This is a genomic window from Cellulomonas sp., from assembly GCF_035634735.1.
Taxonomy (GTDB): Bacteria; Actinomycetota; Actinomycetes; order Actinomycetales; family Cellulomonadaceae; genus Cellulomonas.
This window is the reverse complement of the sequence record NZ_DASQCJ010000083.1, coordinates 1-16,657: the sequence shown is the minus strand read 5'-3', so window position 1 is coordinate 16,657 and position 16,657 is coordinate 1. Positions and strand designations below refer to the sequence as shown.

The 16,657-nt window shown below is 77.2% G+C and carries 14 protein-coding genes; 7 read left to right on the top strand and 7 right to left on the bottom strand.

Features of this window, described 5'->3' with window-relative positions:
* Nucleotides 1–112 precede the first annotated feature (112 nt).
* Together VER05_RS07535 and VER05_RS07530 are read left to right on the top strand one after the other, a co-directional pair.
* Nucleotides 113–1,411 (top strand): amidohydrolase, encoded by a 1,299-nt coding sequence (locus VER05_RS07535; RefSeq protein ID WP_324844762.1) that lies wholly within the window; start codon nt 113–115, stop codon nt 1,409–1,411.
* A gap of 17 nt (nt 1,412–1,428) precedes the next feature.
* Nucleotides 1,429–2,268 carry an RNA methyltransferase gene (locus VER05_RS07530; protein ID WP_324844761.1) on the top strand — a complete coding sequence of 280 codons (840 nt, stop codon included), beginning with the start codon at nt 1,429–1,431 and terminating at the stop codon, nt 2,266–2,268.
* 31 nt (nt 2,269–2,299) lie between these two features.
* Here VER05_RS07530 and VER05_RS07525 read toward each other — a convergent pair whose 3' ends face one another.
* Genes VER05_RS07525 through VER05_RS07515 form a run of 3 tightly spaced genes read right to left on the bottom strand, consistent with a single transcriptional unit; the run spans nt 2,300 to nt 5,234 of the window.
* Nucleotides 2,300–2,695 (bottom strand): hypothetical protein, encoded by a 396-nt coding sequence (locus tag VER05_RS07525; RefSeq protein ID WP_324844760.1) that lies wholly within the window; start codon nt 2,693–2,695, stop codon nt 2,300–2,302.
* On the bottom strand, nt 2,692–3,321 hold the full coding sequence (locus tag VER05_RS07520) for a nucleotidyltransferase domain-containing protein (protein WP_324844759.1): 630 nt from the start codon (nt 3,319–3,321) through the stop codon (nt 2,692–2,694). The genes VER05_RS07525 and VER05_RS07520 overlap by 4 nt, the downstream gene beginning before the upstream one ends.
* 44 nt (nt 3,322–3,365) lie before the next feature.
* Entirely contained in the window at nt 3,366–5,234 is a 1,869-nt protein-coding gene (locus VER05_RS07515; RefSeq protein WP_324844758.1) for a SpoIIE family protein phosphatase, read from the bottom strand.
* A 282-nt stretch (nt 5,235–5,516) separates the two neighbouring features.
* Here VER05_RS07515 and VER05_RS07510 point away from each other — a divergent pair, with 282 nt between their 5' ends.
* A complete protein-coding gene (locus VER05_RS07510) occupies nt 5,517–6,158 on the top strand; it encodes a M15 family metallopeptidase (protein WP_324844757.1) in 642 nt (213 codons plus the stop codon).
* 63 nt (nt 6,159–6,221) lie between these two features.
* On the top strand, nt 6,222–7,253 hold the full coding sequence (locus VER05_RS07505) for a serine hydrolase domain-containing protein (protein WP_324844756.1): 1,032 nt from the start codon (nt 6,222–6,224) through the stop codon (nt 7,251–7,253).
* Nucleotides 7,254–7,294: 41 nt separating this feature from the next.
* On the opposite strand, the gene VER05_RS07500 is transcribed toward VER05_RS07505, so the two are convergent.
* Entirely contained in the window at nt 7,295–7,507 is a 213-nt protein-coding gene (locus tag VER05_RS07500) for a DUF3072 domain-containing protein (RefSeq protein ID WP_324844755.1), read from the bottom strand.
* A gap of 144 nt (nt 7,508–7,651) precedes the next feature.
* Between VER05_RS07500 and VER05_RS07495 the strand changes: the two genes are divergently transcribed.
* Both VER05_RS07495 and VER05_RS07490 read left to right on the top strand, forming a co-directional pair.
* A complete protein-coding gene (locus tag VER05_RS07495; RefSeq protein WP_414647580.1) occupies nt 7,652–9,361 on the top strand; it encodes a BCCT family transporter in 1,710 nt (569 codons plus the stop codon).
* A gap of 84 nt (nt 9,362–9,445) precedes the next feature.
* Nucleotides 9,446–10,903 (top strand): amino acid permease, encoded by a 1,458-nt coding sequence (locus VER05_RS07490; protein ID WP_324844754.1) that lies wholly within the window; start codon nt 9,446–9,448, stop codon nt 10,901–10,903.
* A gap of 16 nt (nt 10,904–10,919) precedes the next feature.
* Here the strand turns inward: VER05_RS07490 and VER05_RS07485 are convergent, their stop codons facing one another.
* Complete coding sequence (locus VER05_RS07485; protein WP_324844753.1) at nt 10,920–11,543, bottom strand: LysE/ArgO family amino acid transporter; 624 nt, start codon at nt 11,541–11,543, stop codon at nt 10,920–10,922.
* A 119-nt stretch (nt 11,544–11,662) separates the two neighbouring features.
* Here VER05_RS07485 and VER05_RS07480 point away from each other — a divergent pair, with 119 nt between their 5' ends.
* Nucleotides 11,663–12,547 carry a LysR family transcriptional regulator ArgP gene (locus tag VER05_RS07480; RefSeq protein WP_324844752.1) on the top strand — a complete coding sequence of 295 codons (885 nt, stop codon included), beginning with the start codon at nt 11,663–11,665 and terminating at the stop codon, nt 12,545–12,547.
* Between the two features lie 25 nt (nt 12,548–12,572).
* On the opposite strand, the gene VER05_RS07475 is transcribed toward VER05_RS07480, so the two are convergent.
* Together VER05_RS07475 and VER05_RS07470 are read right to left on the bottom strand one after the other, a co-directional pair.
* The gene (locus tag VER05_RS07475; RefSeq protein ID WP_324844751.1) at nt 12,573–14,894 is read right to left on the bottom strand and encodes a glycoside hydrolase family 65 protein; all 2,322 of its coding nucleotides are present in this window, start codon (nt 14,892–14,894) and stop codon (nt 12,573–12,575) included.
* Between the two features lie 59 nt (nt 14,895–14,953).
* A partial coding sequence (locus tag VER05_RS07470) for a DEAD/DEAH box helicase (protein WP_324844750.1) occupies nt 14,954–16,657 on the bottom strand: 1,704 nt, incomplete at its 5' end.

The window sequence follows — 16,657 nt, the reverse complement described above, 5'->3', positions numbered from 1 at the left end:
CGCGCGGCGGGTGCGGGCGGGCGTCCCCGCGAGCGGGCCGCCCCGCCCCGCGTCCGGCCGCGGGGTACGGTGCGGCGAGGAACGCCGACCGACCCCGGAGGGACCCCGCCGCATGGCCCTGGACACCGCCCCGACCGCCGACCCGACGCGTGCCGCCCGGCTGCTCGACGCCGCCGACACCCGCGACGCGCACTGGCGCGACCTGTACCGCGACCTGCACGCGCACCCCGAGCTGTCGGGGCGGGAGCACCGCACCGCCGCCGCGCTCGCGGCCGAGCTCCGGGCGTCCGGGCTCGAGGTCACCGAGGGCGTGGGCGGCACCGGCGTCGTCGGCGTGCTGCGCAACGGCGACGGCCCGGTCGTCATGCTGCGCGCCGACATGGACGGCCTGCCCGTGCTCGAGGAGACCGGCCTGGCGTACCAGAGCCGGCACACCGACGTGAACCCGGCGGGGGAGACCGTCGCGACCATGCACGCCTGCGGCCACGACATGCACGTGACGGCGCTCGCCGCGGCGGTGGACGCCCTCGCCGGCGCGCGCGACGCGTGGTCCGGCACGCTGCTCGTCGTCGGCCAGCCCGCCGAGGAGACCGCGACCGGCGCGAGCGCCATGCTCGCCGACGGGCTGTTCACCCGGTTCCCGAAGCCCGACGTGGCGCTCGGCCAGCACGTCGGCCCGCTGCCCGCGGGGGTGGCGAACCACTCCCGCGGCCTGCTGATGGCCGCGGCGGCGACCCTCGACGTGACGATCCACGGGCGCGGCGGCCACGGCTCCCGCCCGTTCGTCACCGTCGACCCGATCCTCACCGCGGCGTACGCCATCACCCGGCTGCAGACGATCGCGGCCCGCGAGACGTCGCCCGAGGACCCGCTGGTCGTCACGGTCGGCACCTTCCACGCCGGCACGAAGTCGAACATCATCCCGGACACCGCGACCTTCACCGTGAACCTGCGGGCGCGGTCGGACGCCTCGATGGCGCGGGCCGTCGCGGCGGTCGAGCGGATCGTCGGCGCCGAGGCCCAGGCCGCCGGCTGCCCCGAGCCGCCCACCCTCACGATGCGGGAGAACCCGCCGGCCACGGTCAACACCGCCGAGGTGGTCGACCGGGTGATGGCGGCCCAGCGGGCCGTCATGCCGGAGGGCGCCGTGCGGACCGCCGAGCCGCTGATGGGCTCCGAGGACTTCTCCGAGTACGGCCTGCCGAAGGGCCGGTACGCGGGCGACCCGGTGCCGTACGCGTTCTGGTTCTGGGGCGGCATGGACCCCGCGCTGTTCCCGGACGGCTACGTGTCCGGGTTCTCCGCGGCCGTGCCGGGCAACCATACGGCGCAGTTCGCGCCGCTCGACGAGCCGACGATCGCCGCCGGCCGCCGCCTGCTGGTCGCCGCCGCGCTGGAGTTCCTGGCCTGAGGCCCGGACGGGGGATGATGTCGGGCGTGCCCGCGCTCGACATCGTCCACCTGACCGACCCCGACGACGAGCGGCTCGCCGACTACGTCGCGCTCACCGACGTCGCGCTGCGCTCGCGGCACGAGCCCGAGAAGGGGCTCTACATCGCGGAGAGCTCGACAGTGCTCGGGCGGGCGCTCGCGGCGGGGCACCGGCCGCGGTCGGTGCTGGTGTCGCCCCGCTGGCTGCCGGACCTCACGGCGATGCTGGAGGCGCGCGACCCCGGCGGCGAGCCCGTGCGGGTCTACGTGGCGGAGCCCGCGGTGCTGGAGGCCATCACCGGCTTCCACGTGCACCGGGGGGCGCTCGCGGCCATGCACCGGCCGCCCCTGCCCCCGGTCGCGGACGTCATCGCCGGCGCGCGCCGGGTGGCCGTGCTGGAGGACGTCGTCGACCACACGAACGTCGGCGCGGCGTTCCGGTCCGCCGCGGCGATCGGCGTGGACGCGGTCCTGGTGACCCCGCGGTGCGCGGACCCGCTGTATAGGCGGTCGGTGCGGGTGTCGATGGGCACCGTGTTCCAGGTGCCGTGGACCCGGGTGGACCCGTGGCCCGGCGGGATCGACCTGCTGCGCGAGGCCGGGTTCGTCACCGCGGCGCTGGCGCTGTCCGACGACTCGGTGAGCCTCGACGCGCTGGAGGCCGACCCGCCCGAGCGGCTGGCGCTGGTGCTGGGGGCGGAGGGCGACGGGCTGAAGCCGGCGACGATCGCCGCGGCGGACCTGACCGTGCGGATCCCGATGGCCGGCGGGGTGGACTCGCTCAACGTGGCGGCGGCGGGCGCGGTGGCGTTCTGGGCGACCCGCGTGCGGGGCTGACCGGGCTGCCGACGCCTGCCCGCCGGTCGTCTCATCCGGCCGCGCGCGCGACCCCGAGCAGCACGTCCATCGCGCGCCCGGCCCGGACCGCCCGATCCCGGCTGACGGGTTGGTGGCTGTACCCCGCGAGGGTCTTCATCGCCAGCAGCGCGCGCAGGTGCGGGGCCGCGGACGGCTCCGCGCTCGCGAGCAGCGTCACCGCGGACCCGTGGTCCTCGCCCCGCGCGCAGCGCCCGAGCCGGGCGGCGCACACGGTGTCGGCGGCCGCGATGCCCGCGTGCACGCACAGGGTGACGTAGGCGTCGGCCACGTCGGACGCCTCGTCGGCGAGGGCGCGGACCACCACCGCAGCGTCGGCGAACTGCTCGGCCTTCGCGAGCCGGCCCCGGCGCACGCGGTCGTCGGCCGGCACGGTGCGGGCCGTCACGACGCCGCGCCCTCGCGGAGCGCGCGGCGGAGCCACCCCTCGGGCCCGATCAGGGGCAGCCCGTCGTCACGGACCGACGCGAGGACCGGGTCGCCGGACGCCGCGCCGGCCCGGACCTCCGACTCGGTCATCGCCAGCACGCGGGTGTCGTTCCCGGTCCACCGCGTGACGTCCCTGCTCAGCGCGTCGACCTGGTCCTCCCACCGGTCGGCGGGAGCGTCGTCCGGGCGCACGAGGAACAGGTCGACGTCGCTGCCCAGATGCATGTCGCCGCGCGCCGCCGAGCCGAACAGGGCGGCGTGCACCGGCCGCGGGCGCCAGGCCGCCAGGCGTTCGCGGACGCGGGTCAGCAGCGTGGAGCGCTGGCGGGCGACCGCGACGACGGCGTCGGCCGCGAGGTGCTCCCGGTTCAGCCGGTACCGCACCGTACGCCCGACCTGCTCGGCGTCGACGACGCCGTGGCCGACGAGCCGGGTGAGCGCCCGGCGGATGCCCTCGATCGACCGGTCGGGCACGAGCCGGGCGACGTCGCCCGTGGTGAAGGCGGCCTCGGCGCCCGCGAGCACCGCGAGCACGTCGCCGTCGACGGTGGGCGTGATCACGCCGAACGGGTGCTGCAGCAGCACGACGCACCTCCTGACCGGTGCCAACAATACTCCGCTTGAGCGCACTATAGTCCGCCCAGGTGCGCCTGTCCGGCCGTCGACCCCGGGCGCGGATCGGGGATGCGGTCGACGCCCAGCACCGCCGCCAGCGCCACCACGTCGTCGTCCCCGACGCCCGCCGGGAGCAGCGCGTCCAGCACCTCGTCGAGCAGCCGGTCCGGGTCGACCGCCGCGGAGCCGCCGGCACGGGCGACCCGCTCCCGGAGGACGGCCGCGAGCCGCGCGCACCCGGCGCGCAGGTCCTCGCCGCGGCGCTCCACCAGGCCGTCGGTGTGCAGCAGCAGGAGCGAGCCCCGCGGCACCGTCGCGGTCGCGCCGGCGCGCGCGGTGCCCGGGACGCAGCCCAGCACCAGCTCCGGGTCGGCGCGCAGCGGCCGGACCCCGCCGTCGGGGGTGACCAGCAGCGGCGGCAGGTGGCCGGCGCTGGCCCAGCGCAGGACGACCTCGCCGTCGCCGGCCGGCGCCACCCGCACCACCACCGCCGTGGCCATCGTCGACTCCCCGAGGCCGGCCATCGCGTCGTCGAGCTCCGCCAGCAGGGCCGCCGGCGTGCCGCCCGTGGCGTGCGCGATGCCGCGCAGCAGGGTGCGGACCTGGCTCATCGCGGCGGCGGCCAGGGTGTCGTGGCCCATGACGTCGCCCACCACCAGCAGGCAGCCGCGCGCGCCCTGGTCGAGGACGTCGTACCAGTCGCCGCCGACCTGCGCGGCCACGGCGGCGGCGCGGTACCGGGCGGCGACGCGCACCCCGCGCGGCTGGGCGGGCTCGGGGAGGAGGGCCCGCTGGAGGGTCTCGGCGATCTCCCGGTGCCGCTCGTGCCGCCGGGCGCTGACGAGCAGCCCGCCCGCGCGGTCGGCCACCTCGACCAGGGTGGCGACGTCGTCGGCGGTCAGCGCCGCGGCGCCGGGGTCCTGGTACAGCGAGAGGACCCCGACCACCCGGTCGCCGGCGCGGATGGGCACCGCGTAGGCGGCGTCCGGGGCCAGCCCGACGAGCACGGCCCGCGCCTCGCCGGCGACCATCGCGGGCAGCACGGTCCGCCCGTCGCGGACCACCACCGGCCGCCCGGTGCGCAGCGCCTCGTGCAGCATCGAGTCGTCGGTGAGCGCGCGGAGCCGCAGCGCCGCGTACCGGGCGACCGCGGCGCGGCGGTCCGGGTCGGCGTGCCAGCTCGCCAGGTCGTCGAGCCCGCCGTGCTCGTCGACGAGGGTGATCACGCACCACGAGCCGAGCGCGGGCACCAGGCGCCGGGTGAGCAGCCGGACGGCGTCGCGCACGTCGTGCGCGGCGGCGAGGTCCTCGCTGATGCCGGCCAGCAGCGCGAGCCGGTCGGCGTCCCGCGCGCCCGCCCCGGCGGCGGCCTCGATCGCGGCGGTCGCGGTCGCGGCGAGGCCCTGGAGCGCGTGCACGTCCGTGCTGGTCCACCGGCGCACCTCGGGGCCGTAGACGCAGAGCGAGCCCAGGACGTGGCCGGCGGTGTCGAGGAGGGGCACGCCGAGGTAGGACCGCACGCGCCCGGCCGCGACGGGCGGCAGGTCGCGGAGCCGGGGGTCCTCGCGCGCGTCGGCGACGACCAGGGGCTCGGCGGTGGCGGCGGTCACGGAGCAGACCGCGTCGGCGAGGTCCGCGGTGGCCCCGACCGCGGCCGGCGCGGTCGTCGCCGCGACCGTGCGCGTGTCGGTGAGCAGCGACACCTGGGCGGCCTCCGCGCCGAGCGCCCGGCCGACGACGCGCACCACCCGCGCCAGCGGCTCGGCGCCGACGGCGGACAGCAGCCGGCGGGCCGCCGCGGTGCGCGCGTGGTCGGCGCGCAGCGTGCGCGCCGCGTCGTCGGCCGTCGCCGGTCGCCGGTCCGGGGTGCTGCCGTCCGTCACGTGGTCCCTCCTCGACTCCCGCGGCCGGGTCTCCGCCCGGCGTCCGCACAGGCTCGCACCGGGTCGGCGGCCGGGGGTCGGGCACGCCACCTACGCAGCCCGGGCCCCGCGCCGGGGCGGCCGCGGTCCACCTACCTGGACCGGCGGGTCGGGGGAGCGGCCCGCCGGCGCGGGGTCGGACGACGGGACCAGGCGGGCGTCCGACCGGGGTGGGACGCCGGCTCGGCGCGGTCGGCCCGCGGGGCGACGCGGTCGGACGGGGTCGGGCGGCACCGTCGGACCATGCCCCGACACGACCGCCCCCGCCCCGTCCCGCCGGGCCGCACGTCCGGCCCGCGTGTCGGCCGGCCGGCCGCCCTCGCCGCGGCGGGGGTCGCGCTCCTCGCCCTCGCGCTCGCCGGCTGCTCGGCCGCCGGCGGCCCCGGCGCCGAGCCGCGCGCCCTGCCCGCGGCGCCCGCCTCGGCCGCCGACGCCGCCGACGCCGCCGACGCCGGCGCGACCGGCGCCCCGCCCGGCGACGACGCGGGCGCGCCGCCGCTGGACGACGGCCTGGACGGCGTCGACGCCGACCTCGCCGCCCGGTACCGGGACGCCCGCGCGGCGGCCGACGCCGAGGGCGTCGAGCTGCGCGTCACGTCGGGCAGGCGCACCGCCGAGGAGCAGCAGCGCCTGGTCGACGACGCGGTCGCGAAGCACGGGGTCCCGGAGGCGTACCGCTGGGTGCTGCCGCCGGAGTCGTCCGCGCACGTGCAGGGCCTGGCGGTCGACGTCGGCCCGACCGAGGGGGCGTACTGGCTCGCGGAGCACGGGATCGACTTCGGGCTGTGCCAGACGTACGCCAACGAGGTGTGGCACTTCGAGAAGCTGCCGGACGGCGCGGACACCTGCCCCGAGCAGCACCCGGACTCGTCCTGGGGGTGGTGAGGCGCGCCCGCCGGCGGGGATATCCGCTGGCCGCCCGGCGGCCCGCGCCCGTACCGTCACCGCATGACGACCGCCGAGCACCGCCGCCCGACGACCGCCCCCGAGGACCTCGGTCCCGCCCTGCACGCCCGCGCGGAGGCCTCCGGCCTCAGCGGCGTCGTGCACGTCTCCCGCGCCGAGGAGGTGCTGTTCGCCCGGGCGTACGGCTGGGCCGACCGCGCCCGCCGGGTGCCCGCGACGACCGACCACCGGTTCGGCGTCGCGAGCGTCGCCAAGGGGTTCACGGCCCTGACCATCGCCTCGCTGGTCGAGGAGGGCCGGCTGGGCTGGGACGACCCGGTGCGCCCGGTGCTCGGCGCGGACCTGCCGCTCGTCGACGACCGGGTCACCGTCGACCACCTGCTCCGTCACACGTCCGGCATCGGCGACTACCTCGACGAGTCCGGCGACGGCGAGATCACCGACTACGTCCTGACGCTGGCGCCGCACGTGCTGGACGACACCGAGGCGTACCTGCCGATGCTGGCGCCCCACCCGCAGGTGTCGGAGCCGGGGGCGCAGTTCGCCTACAACAACGCCGGGTACGTGCTGCTCGCGGTGGTCGCGCAGCGGGTCGCCGGCGCGCCGTTCGCCGACCTGGTCGCGGACCGGGTGCTCGCCCCGGCGGGGATGACCCGCACCGGCTTCCCGCGCTCCGACGAACCCGCGGCGGACCTCGCGGTCGGCTACCTCGACGACGACGGCCCGCGGACGAACGTGCTGCACCTGCCGGTGCGGGGGAGCGGCGACGGCGGCCTCGCCACGACGGCCGCGGACCTCGCCGCGTTCTGGCGGGCGCTCACCGCCGGCCGGATCGTGCCCGCGGCCACCGTGGCCCGGCTCACCGAGCCGCTGCGAGTGGTCGAGGACGAGGGCATGCGGTACGGGCGCGGGTTCTGGCTGGGCCTCGACTCCGGCGACCTGGTCCTGGAGGGCTACGACGCCGGCGTGTCCGCGCGCACCCGACACGACCCGGCGACCGGCGTCACGGTGACGGTGATCGCGAACACGTCCGACGGGGCGTGGCCGGTGCTGCGCGAGCCCGAGGACGACTGACCCCGGCGGGCCCGCCCGCGCGTCACCGGCGCGCGGCCGGGTCAGCTCGCGCCGCGGCCCGTCTCGCCCTGGAGCCGGTCGATCATCTCGGACGCCTGCGCCTTGGTGAGGTCGTCCGGGACCTCCTCGCCGGCCTCGCGGGCGAGGGTGTGCAGGTAGGAGTCCTGCGGGCCGGTCATCGGCTCGTCGCCGGTGACCCAGTCGGCCGGGTCCTTGGCGGCGTCGGTGCTGGTGTCGGGGGTCTGGTCGCTCATGCCGGTCACGCTAGGCGGGGCCACCGACACGCGCGCGTCGAGCCCCCGGCGCGCGCGGTGCGAGCCCCGGGTCGATCCTGTGGTGGGTGGTGACGTCCCTGGCTAGGGTGGTCGCCGCCCTGCCGCCGACCGAAGAGGACCCCCGTGGCGACACCGACGACCGAGACCACCCCCGACGCGCGGGCGCCCCGACCCGGGGCCGGCCGCGGCCCGTGGGGCACGTCCCGCGCCGTGTTCTGGGGGTCCGTCGCCGTCGTGGCCGCGGTCTCCGGCTTCACGATCCTGTTCCCGGACACGGCGAACGACGTCATCGGCTCCGTGCAGTCGAACGTGGTCAGCGCGTTCGGCTGGTACTACGTGGCGCTGGTCGCCGGGTTCGTCGCGTTCGCGGTCTGGCTGGGCGTCGGCCGGTGGGGCGACATCACGCTGGGCAAGGACGACGACGAGCCCGAGTACCCGCTGGGCTCGTGGTTCGCGATGCTGTTCGCGACCGGCATGGGCATCGGCCTGGTGTTCTGGGGCGTCGCCGAGCCGCTCAGCCACTACGCCGACCCGAAGCCCGGCGTGACCGGGACCCCCGAGCAGCTCGCGCAGCAGGCCATGTCGCAGACGTACCTGCACTGGGGCCTGAGCGCGTGGGCGATCTACGTGGTCGTCGGGCTGTCGATCGCCTACACCGTGCACCGCAAGGGCCGGCCGGTGTCGATCCGGTGGTCCCTGGAGCCGCTGCTCGGCGACCGGGTCCGCGGCCGGCTCGGCGACGCCGTCGACGTCACCGCGGTCGTCGGCACCGTGTTCGGCGTCGCGACCTCGCTCGGCCTGGGCGTGCTGCAGATCACCGCCGGCCTGGAGCACACGGGCATCGCCACGAGCTCGACGACGCTCCAGGTGGTCCTCATCATCGCGATCACCGCCGTCGCCACGCTGTCGGTGGTCTCCGGCCTCGACAAGGGCCTCAAGTGGCTGTCGAACATCAACGTGTCGATGGCGGGCGTGCTGCTCGTGCTCGTCCTGGTGCTCGGCCCGACGCTGTTCCTGCTCCGCGAGTTCGTGCAGTCGATCGGCACGTACCTGTCCCAGGTGATCCCGCTGATGTTCAACGTGTCGGCCTACGCCGGCGCGGAGGGCGAGGCGTGGCAGGCGTCCTGGACCACGTTCTACTGGGGCTGGTGGATCTCCTGGTCCCCGTTCGTCGGGGTGTTCATCGCCCGGATCTCCCGCGGCCGGACCGTCCGGCAGTTCGTCGCCGGCGTGCTGCTGGTCCCGACGATCGTGTGCTTCCTGTGGTTCTCCGTGCTGGGCGGGTCCGCGCTCCACCGCGAGCTGTTCGGCGGCGGCGGGCTCGTCGGGCCGGACGGCGAGGTCGTGCCGGAGAACGCGCTGTTCGACCTGCTGGCCGGCCTGCCGGGCGGCGCGGTGCTGTCGATCGGGGCGATCATCCTCGTGGCGCTGTTCTTCATCACGTCGGCGGACTCCGGCGCCCTGGTGGTGTCGATGCTCGCGGCCGGCGGCGACCCGCACCCGCGCACCCCGCTGCGCGTCGTGTGGGCGGCGCTGGGCGGCGTGCTCGCGATCGCGCTGCTGCTCGCCGGCGGCCTCACCGCGCTGCAGACGGCCGCGATCCTCATCGCCCTGCCGTTCAGCGTCGTGATGATCGGCATGGTGGTCTCGACCTCCCGGTCGCTGCACGCCGAGCACACCGCGTTCCTGCGCGCCGAGCGCCGGCAGCTGCGCGCGCAGATCGACGAGCAGGTGTCCCGCCAGCTGTCCCGGCAGGTCGACCGGCGGGTGGACCGGCGGTTCGACGAGCGGGTGGTCCGGTGGCGGCGCTCGCGGGAGCGCGGCGGGAAGTAGCGCCGGGACGGCACGACCCCGCGCGCCCGCTACGGTGGACGGCGGCCGCGATCACCGCGGCCGCCCCCCGCACCAGGAAGCCGCATGCCCCGCGCCACCCCCGCCCCGTCCACCGCCGCCTCCGCCGCACCCGCCGGCGCCGACCCGGCCGCCCGCGACCACCTCGGACACGGGCTGCGCACCCGGCACCTGACGATGATGGGCCTCGGCTCCGCGATCGGCGCCGGGCTGTTCCTCGGCAGCGGCGTCGGCATCGCCACGGCCGGCCCGGCGGTCCTGGTGTCCTACGCGATCGCCGGCGTGCTGGTCGTCCTGGTCATGCGGATGCTGGCCGAGATGGCGTCGGCGCTGCCCGCGAGCGGGTCGTTCTCCGTGTACGCGGAGCACGCGCTGGGCCGGTGGGCCGGGTTCACGCTCGGCTGGGTCTACTGGTTCACGCTGATCATGGTGCTCGGCGCCGAGGTCACCGGGGTGTCCCGGATCGTCACCGGCTGGCTGCCGGGCGTCCCGCAGTGGGCGGTCGCGCTGGTGGTGGTCGCCGTGTTCGCGGCCGCCAACCTGGCGGGCGTGCGCAAGTTCGGCGAGCTCGAGTTCTGGTTCGCGCTGATCAAGGTCGTCGCGATCGTGGTGTTCCTGGTGCTCGGCGTGCTGCTCGTGCTGGGCCTGCTCCCGGGCACCGACCCGGTCGGCACCACGAACCTGCTCGGCCACGGCGGCTTCGCGCCCGCGGGCGTCGGCGGCGTCGCGGCCGGCCTGCTGGTCGTGGTGTTCGCGTTCGGCGGCATCGAGATCGTGACGATCGCCGCCGCCGAGGCGCGGGACCCGCAGCGCGCGGTCGGCCGGGCGACCCGGACGATCCTGTGGCGCATCCTGCTGTTCTACGTGGGCTCGGTGGCGATCATGGTGCTCGTCCTGCCGTGGGACGCGCCGGTGCTCCAGGAGGGGCCGTTCGTCGCGGTGCTCGACGTCGCCGGGCTGCCCGGCGCCGCGCGGCTGATGGAGGCGGTCGTCGTCGTCGCGCTGCTGTCGGCGTTCAACGCCAACGTGTACGCGACGTCCCGGATGGCGTACTCGCTGGCGGGCCGCGGCGACGGCCCCGCGGTGCTGCGCCGGGTGTCCCGCCGCGACGTGCCCTGGGTGGCGGTGCTGGTGTCGGTCGCGTTCGGCGTGGTCGCCGTCGGGCTCAACTGGGCGCTGCCGGACACGCTGCTGGGCATCCTGCTGAACGCGGTCGGCGCGGCGCTGCTGGTCGTGTGGGTGCTGGTCGCGGTGGCGCAGCTCCGGCTGCGGCCGCGGCTCGAGGCCGAGGCCCGGGCGCGCGGGGGGCGGCTGCCGCTGCGGATGTGGGGCTACCCGTGGCTGACCTGGGCGACGCTCGCGGCGCTGGCCGGGCTCGTGGTGCTGATGCTGGCCGACGGGTCCGCGCGCGGGCAGCTGCTGTCGACGGCCGGGCTGGTCGCGGTGGTCGTGGGCATCTACGGGGTGACGGCGCTCGTGCGCCGGCGCCGGGCCGCGCGGGCGCCGGCGGCGCCGGCCGCCTGACGGGCGACCGCCCGCCTCACAGCCCCAGGAGCAGGCTCGCCGCGATCGCGAGCATCACGAGCGCGATCGCGCCGTCCAGCACCCGCCACGCGCCGGGCCGCGCGAACAGCGGCCGCAGCAGCCGCGCGCCGTACCCGAGCCCGGCGAACCACAGCAGGCTGCCGAGGACCGCGCCGCCGCCGAACCACCACCGGTCCTCGCCGTGCGTGCCGGCCACCGAGCCGAGCAGCACCACGGTGTCGAGGTACACGTGCGGGTTCAGCCAGGTCAGCGCGAGGCAGGTGGCGACGACGGGCCACGCGCGGGCCGGCGCCGCGGCGTCGGCCTCCTCGGTCGTCAGCACGGCGCCCGGTCGCAGCGCCCGGCGCGCCGCGACCACGGCGTAGCCGAGCAGGAACGCCGCCCCGGCCAGCCGCGCCACGGTGAGCACGGCGGGGTGCCGGTCCACCAGCGTCCCGAGCCCGCCGACGCCCGCGGCGATCAGCGCGGCGTCCGACAGCGCGCACACCGCGACGACCGGGAGCACGTGGGTCCGGCGCAGGCCGGTGCGGAGCACGAACGCGTTCTGCGCGCCGATGGCGACGATGAGCGAGAGGCCGAAGGCGAGGCCGGTGAGCGCGGCGGCGAGGGAGGCGGGCACGCGCCGACGGTAGAACGCGGGGACCGCATCAGTCCAACGACTGCGTCTGATGTTCCATCAGCCGCGCTGATGGGACCTCCGGCCCCCGCGGGCCCGGCGGCGCTCGGTAGGGTCCCCGCATGGCCGAGGTCGACCTCCCGCAGCTCCGCGCCCTGCTCGCCGTCGTCGACGAGGGCTCGTTCGAGGGCGCCGCCGTCGCGCTGCACCTCACGCAGTCGGCGGTGAGCCAGCGCATCCGGGCGCTGGAGACCGCGGTCGGGCAGGTGCTGGTGCGCCGGACCCGGCCCGCGGGGGTGACCGACGCCGGCGAGGTGTACCTCCGGCTCGCGCGCCAGGTCGTCGCGCTGTCCGACGAGGCGCACGCGGCGGTGACGGCGGGCGCGACCGCGGGGCGGCCGGTGCTGCCGATCGCGGTGAACTCGGACTCGCTCGGCACCTGGGTGCTGCCGGCGCTGGCGCCGCTGGCGGACGACATCGTCTTCGACCTGCACCGCGAGGACCAGGACCACTCGGCCGACCTGCTCCGCGAGGGCACCGTGGTCGCGGCGATCACGACGGCCGCGCGCCCGGTGCAGGGCTGCACGTCGCACCGGCTCGGCGTGCTGCGGTACCGGCCGATGGTCGCGGCGCACCGCGCGGCCGCGCTGCTCCCGGACGGGCCGACGCCGGCCGCCCTCGCCGCCGCGCCGCTCGTGGTGTTCGACCGGAAGGACGACCTGCAGGACCGCTACCTGCGCGGCCGCGGCGCGGACCCGGCGCTGCCCCCGCGGCACCACGTGCCCGCGTCGGCGGACTTCACGCTGGCCGTCCGGCTCGGCCTGGGCTGGGGGATGCTGCCCGACGCCGACGCGAGCGCGGGGGAGGCCGACGGGACCCTGGTCGACCTCGACCCCGGCCGGCACGTCGACGTCACGCTGCACTGGCAGCAGTGGACCGTGCGGACCGCGGCGCTCGAGCGCACCGGCGAGGCCATCCGCGCGGCCGCGGCGGCGTACCTGCGCTGAGCCGCCGCGCCGGGCCGTGCCGCGGTCACGTCTCGTCGAACACCGGGTGCCGGCCCGGCGGCTGCGGCGGGCTCGGGTGGTGCTCCGCGGGCGGTTGCGGGCGCTCCTGCTCGGGGGCCGCGGTCGTCAGGTGCACCGGGTCGCCGTGGTGGGTCAGCCGGAGCTCGTCCCCGGACAGCAGCCGGTAGGTCACCAGGTCCTGCCGGACGTCGACCTCGGCCCGGGCGCCGCCCTGCAGCACGGTGAACGAGACCCGGGTGAGCCGACGGGGCAGCCGCGGGACCAGGTCCAGGGTGCCGCCGCGCTGCCGCAGGCCGCCGAGCCCGACCACGAGCGCCGTCCACGCCCCGGCGAGCGCCGCGACGTGCAGGCCCTCGCCGGTCTCCGCGCGGAGGTCCGACAGGTCGATCAGCGCGCACTCGCGGGCGTACGCGTAGGCGAGGTCCGGGTGCCCGACCTCGGCCGCGACCACGGCCTGGGCCGGCGCGGACAGCGACGAGTCCCGGACGGTGATCGCCTCGTAGTACGCGAAGTCGCGCCGCTTCTGCTCGACCGGGATGTCGTCGGCGGCGACGTGCAGCGCGAGCACCAGGTCGGCCTGCTTCGTCACCTGGCGCCGGTACAGCTCGGCGTACGGGTGGTGCTCCTGCAGCGGGTACCGGGCGTTCCGCTCGGCCGCGAAGTCCCACGGCGCCTGCCGGGTGAAGCCCTCGTGCTGCTCGGTGATCCCGAGCTCCGCGGAGCGCGGGACCATCATCCGGTCCGCCGCGCGCCGCCACTCCGCCCGCTCGGTGGCGGTGACGCCGAGCCGCGCGGCGACGTCGGGGTGCCGCTCGCAGGCGTCGGCGGCCGCGCGCAGGTTCTCCCGCGCCATGAGGTTCGTGTACAGGTTGTTGTCGACGAGCGCCGTGTACTCGTCCGGGCCCGTGACCCCGTCGATCCGGAACCCCTCGGGGGTGTGGTGGCCGCGGCCGGCCCACAGGCGGGCGGTCGGGACGAGGAGGTCGACCGCGACGTCCCGGTCGAAGACTTCGTCCCCGGTGGCGACCACGTGCCGGGCGGCGGCGCAGCCGATGCCGGCGTTGACGTGGTACGCGGCCGTGCTGGCCGGCCAGTAGCCCGAGCACTCCCGGCCGCTGATCGTCCGCCACGGGAACGAGACGCCGGGCAGCCCGAGCTCGGCCGCCCGGGCGCGGGCCTGCGGGAGGGTGCCGCGGCGCCAGCGCAGGTGGTCGGCGGCGGCGCGGGGGAGCACGTGGTCGAGCACCGGGAGCACGAAGCACTCCGAGTCCCAGAAGGTGTGCCCGTGGTAGCCGGTGCCGCCGAGGCCCTTCGCGCGGATGCCGGCGCCGTCCGCCTGGGCCGAGGCCTGCACGACCTGGAGCAGCGCGTACCGGGCGGCCTGCTGCAGCTCGTCGTCGCCCTCGACCTGCACGTCGCCGCGGGCCCAGATCCCGGCGAGCTCGGTCTCCTGCTCGTGCCGCAGGCCGGACCAGCCGGCGGCGCGCGCGCCGCGGAGCTCGGCGTCGGCCTGGGTGTGCAGCGCCTCGGGGTCACTTCCGCCGGCGTAGGCGGCGAGGACGACGAGCTCGACCTGCTGGCCGGCGCGGAGGTCGACGGTGAGGACGGCGCCGTGCGGGTCGTCGGTCGACCAGCGCGGGTCGACGCCCTCGTCCGCGGTGACCTCGTGCGCCGTGCGCACGACGAGCTCGCGGCCGGACCGCTCGGCCCGCTGGTGCACCGCGGAGCCCTCCGGGTCGTGCCGGCAGGTGAGCGTGCGCACGCCGGGCTCGTCCGCGGGCTCGGCGCCGGCGTGCCCGCAGCCGGGGACCGGTCGCGCCGTGAGCGTCACCGGGTCCTCGGCGCGCACCCGCCACCGGGTCGCGACCACGCCGCGCCGGGTCAGCGGCACCAGGCGGCGGGTGCTGAGCGTGACCGTCGCGCCGGAAGGGGCGGTCCAGCGCACCTCGCGGTCGAGGACGCCGCGGCGCAGGTCGAGCACCCGGTCGTCGTGCCGGGCGACGCCGGGGTCGGGGACGTCCGCGGGCGCGGCGTCGACCGGGTCGCCGTCGACGGCCCATCCCACGGCCCACGCGTCGACCACCGGGACGAGCACCTCGTCGACGTCGGGGTACGCGTACGCCCGCTCGGCGTAGGTGTGCGGCACCTCCTCGTACACCGTGGCGAGCAGCGTGCCGGGTCCCAGCCCGTGGCCGGGGCGCTCGGGCACGGCGCGCACGCCGAGGTAGCCGTTCGACAGCGTCAGCACGGAGGCGGCGGCCGCGGGGTGGTGCAGGTCCAGGCGGGACTGCCGGACGTGCCAGGGGTCGTCGGATCGGTGGAGCACGGGGTCACTCCACCACAGCCGCCGTGGCCCGGCGCGGGGAACGCGGGACGGCGGGCCGGTCAGCCGAGGAGGTCGCGCAGGTCGTCGGCGGTGAGCGCGGTCGAGAACAGGTCCCCGTCGTCCAGCACGGCGTCCACGAGGGCGGCCTTGCGCGCCTGGAGCGCGACGACCTTCTCCTCGATCGTGTCCTCGGCGATCAGCCGGTAGACCATGACCGGCCGGTCCTGCCCGATCCGGTGCGCGCGGTCGACGGCCTGCTGCTCGGCCGCCGGGTTCCACCACGGGTCGAGCAGGAACACGTAGTCGGCCTCGGTGAGGTTGAGCCCGGTCCCGCCCGCCTTGAGGCTGAGCAGGAACACCGGCGCGTCGCCCGCGCGGAACTCGTCCACCACCTCGCCGCGCCGGGTCGTCGAGCCGTCCAGGTACACGTACGGGACGCCGGCGGCGTCGAGCCGGTCGGCGGCGCGGGACAGGTAGGACGTGAACTGGCTGAACACCAGCGCGCGGTGCCCCTCCGCGACCACGTCGTCCAGCTGCTCCAGCAGCGCGTCGAGCTTGGCGGACGGCGTGCCGGCGAGCGCCGGGTCGATGAGCGACGCGTCCAGGGCGAGCATCCGCAGCAGGGTCAGCGACCGGTAGACGATGAACCGCTGCCGGTCCAGGTCCTCGATGAGGCCGAGCACCTTCTGCCGCTCGCGCTGGAGGTACCGGTCGTAGACCTCGCGGTGCGCGGGGTCGAGGGCGACCGTCAGCGTCTGCTCCTGCTTCTCCGGCAGGTCGGCGGCGACGAGGTCCTTGGTGCGGCGCAGCAGGAACGGGCGGATCCGCCGGCGCAGCCGGTCGAGCCGGCCGGCGCGCAGCCGGGCCGCCGACTCGGGCAGGTCGCCCGCGCCGGGGCCGGTGGCGATGCCGGCGTGCGCGTCCTCGATCGGCCGGACGTACTGCAGCGCGAACGTCGCGGCGGGCGGCAGCAGCCCGGGCGCGACGAGGTCGAGCAGGGCGTGCAGCTCGGTCAGCGAGTTCTCGACCGGCGTGCCGGTGAGCGCGACGGCGAACGGCGCTCCCAGGTCGCGTGCCGCGCGGTGCACGCGGGACGCGGGGTTCTTGACCTGCTGCGCCTCGTCCAGCACGAGCCCGGCCCACCCGACGGCCCGGTAGGCGTCGGCGTCCAGCCGGAGCAGCGCGTAGGAGGTGACGACGACGTCGGCCCCGGCGGCGACCTCGGCGAGCGGGGCGCGGCCCGCGGCCTGGGTCGCCTCGACGCGGCGCACGGTGAGCCCCGGGGTGAACCGCGCCGCCTCGGCCACCCAGTTCGGGGTGACCGACGTGGGGGCGACGACCAGGAACGGGCGCGCCACCTCGCCGGGAGCGCGCTCGTCGACGGCGTGCTGGAGCAGGGCCAGGGTCTGCAGCGTCTTGCCCAGGCCCATGTCGTCGGCCAGGATCCCGCCGAGCCGGTGCCGCCAGAGGAACGCCAGCCAGGCGAAGCCCTCGGCCTGGTACGGGCGCAGCTCCGCGCGCAGCCCGGCGGGGGCGGGGACGGGCGCTGGGGCGTCGCCGGACGCCTCGGCCAGCAGCCCGCGCCAGGCGTCCGGCGGCTCGGCCTCGTCCGCGAGCTCCGCGAGGTCGGCCCACAGGCTGGTCTGGTGCCGGCTGACCCGCAGGCCGGTCTCCCACTCGGCGAGCTCGCGCGCCTCCGCGACCAGGGCGGCCAGCGGCTCGAGCGCCGGGTGGTCGAGCGACAGGTAGGTGTGGTCGACCAG

Coding starts and splice junctions, on each gene's coding strand:
- VER05_RS07530 (WP_324844761.1), top strand. CDS start 1,429: ATGTCGGGCGTGCCCGCGCTCGACATCGTCCACCTGACCGACCCCGAC.
- VER05_RS07480 (WP_324844752.1), top strand. CDS start 11,663: ATGGCCGAGGTCGACCTCCCGCAGCTCCGCGCCCTGCTCGCCGTCGTC.
- VER05_RS07510 (WP_324844757.1), top strand. CDS start 5,517: ATGCCCCGACACGACCGCCCCCGCCCCGTCCCGCCGGGCCGCACGTCC.
- VER05_RS07505 (WP_324844756.1), top strand. CDS start 6,222: ATGACGACCGCCGAGCACCGCCGCCCGACGACCGCCCCCGAGGACCTC.
- VER05_RS07490 (WP_324844754.1), top strand. CDS start 9,446: ATGCCCCGCGCCACCCCCGCCCCGTCCACCGCCGCCTCCGCCGCACCC.
- VER05_RS07500 (WP_324844755.1), bottom strand. CDS start 7,507: ATGAGCGACCAGACCCCCGACACCAGCACCGACGCCGCCAAGGACCCG.
- VER05_RS07535 (WP_324844762.1), top strand. CDS start 113: ATGGCCCTGGACACCGCCCCGACCGCCGACCCGACGCGTGCCGCCCGG.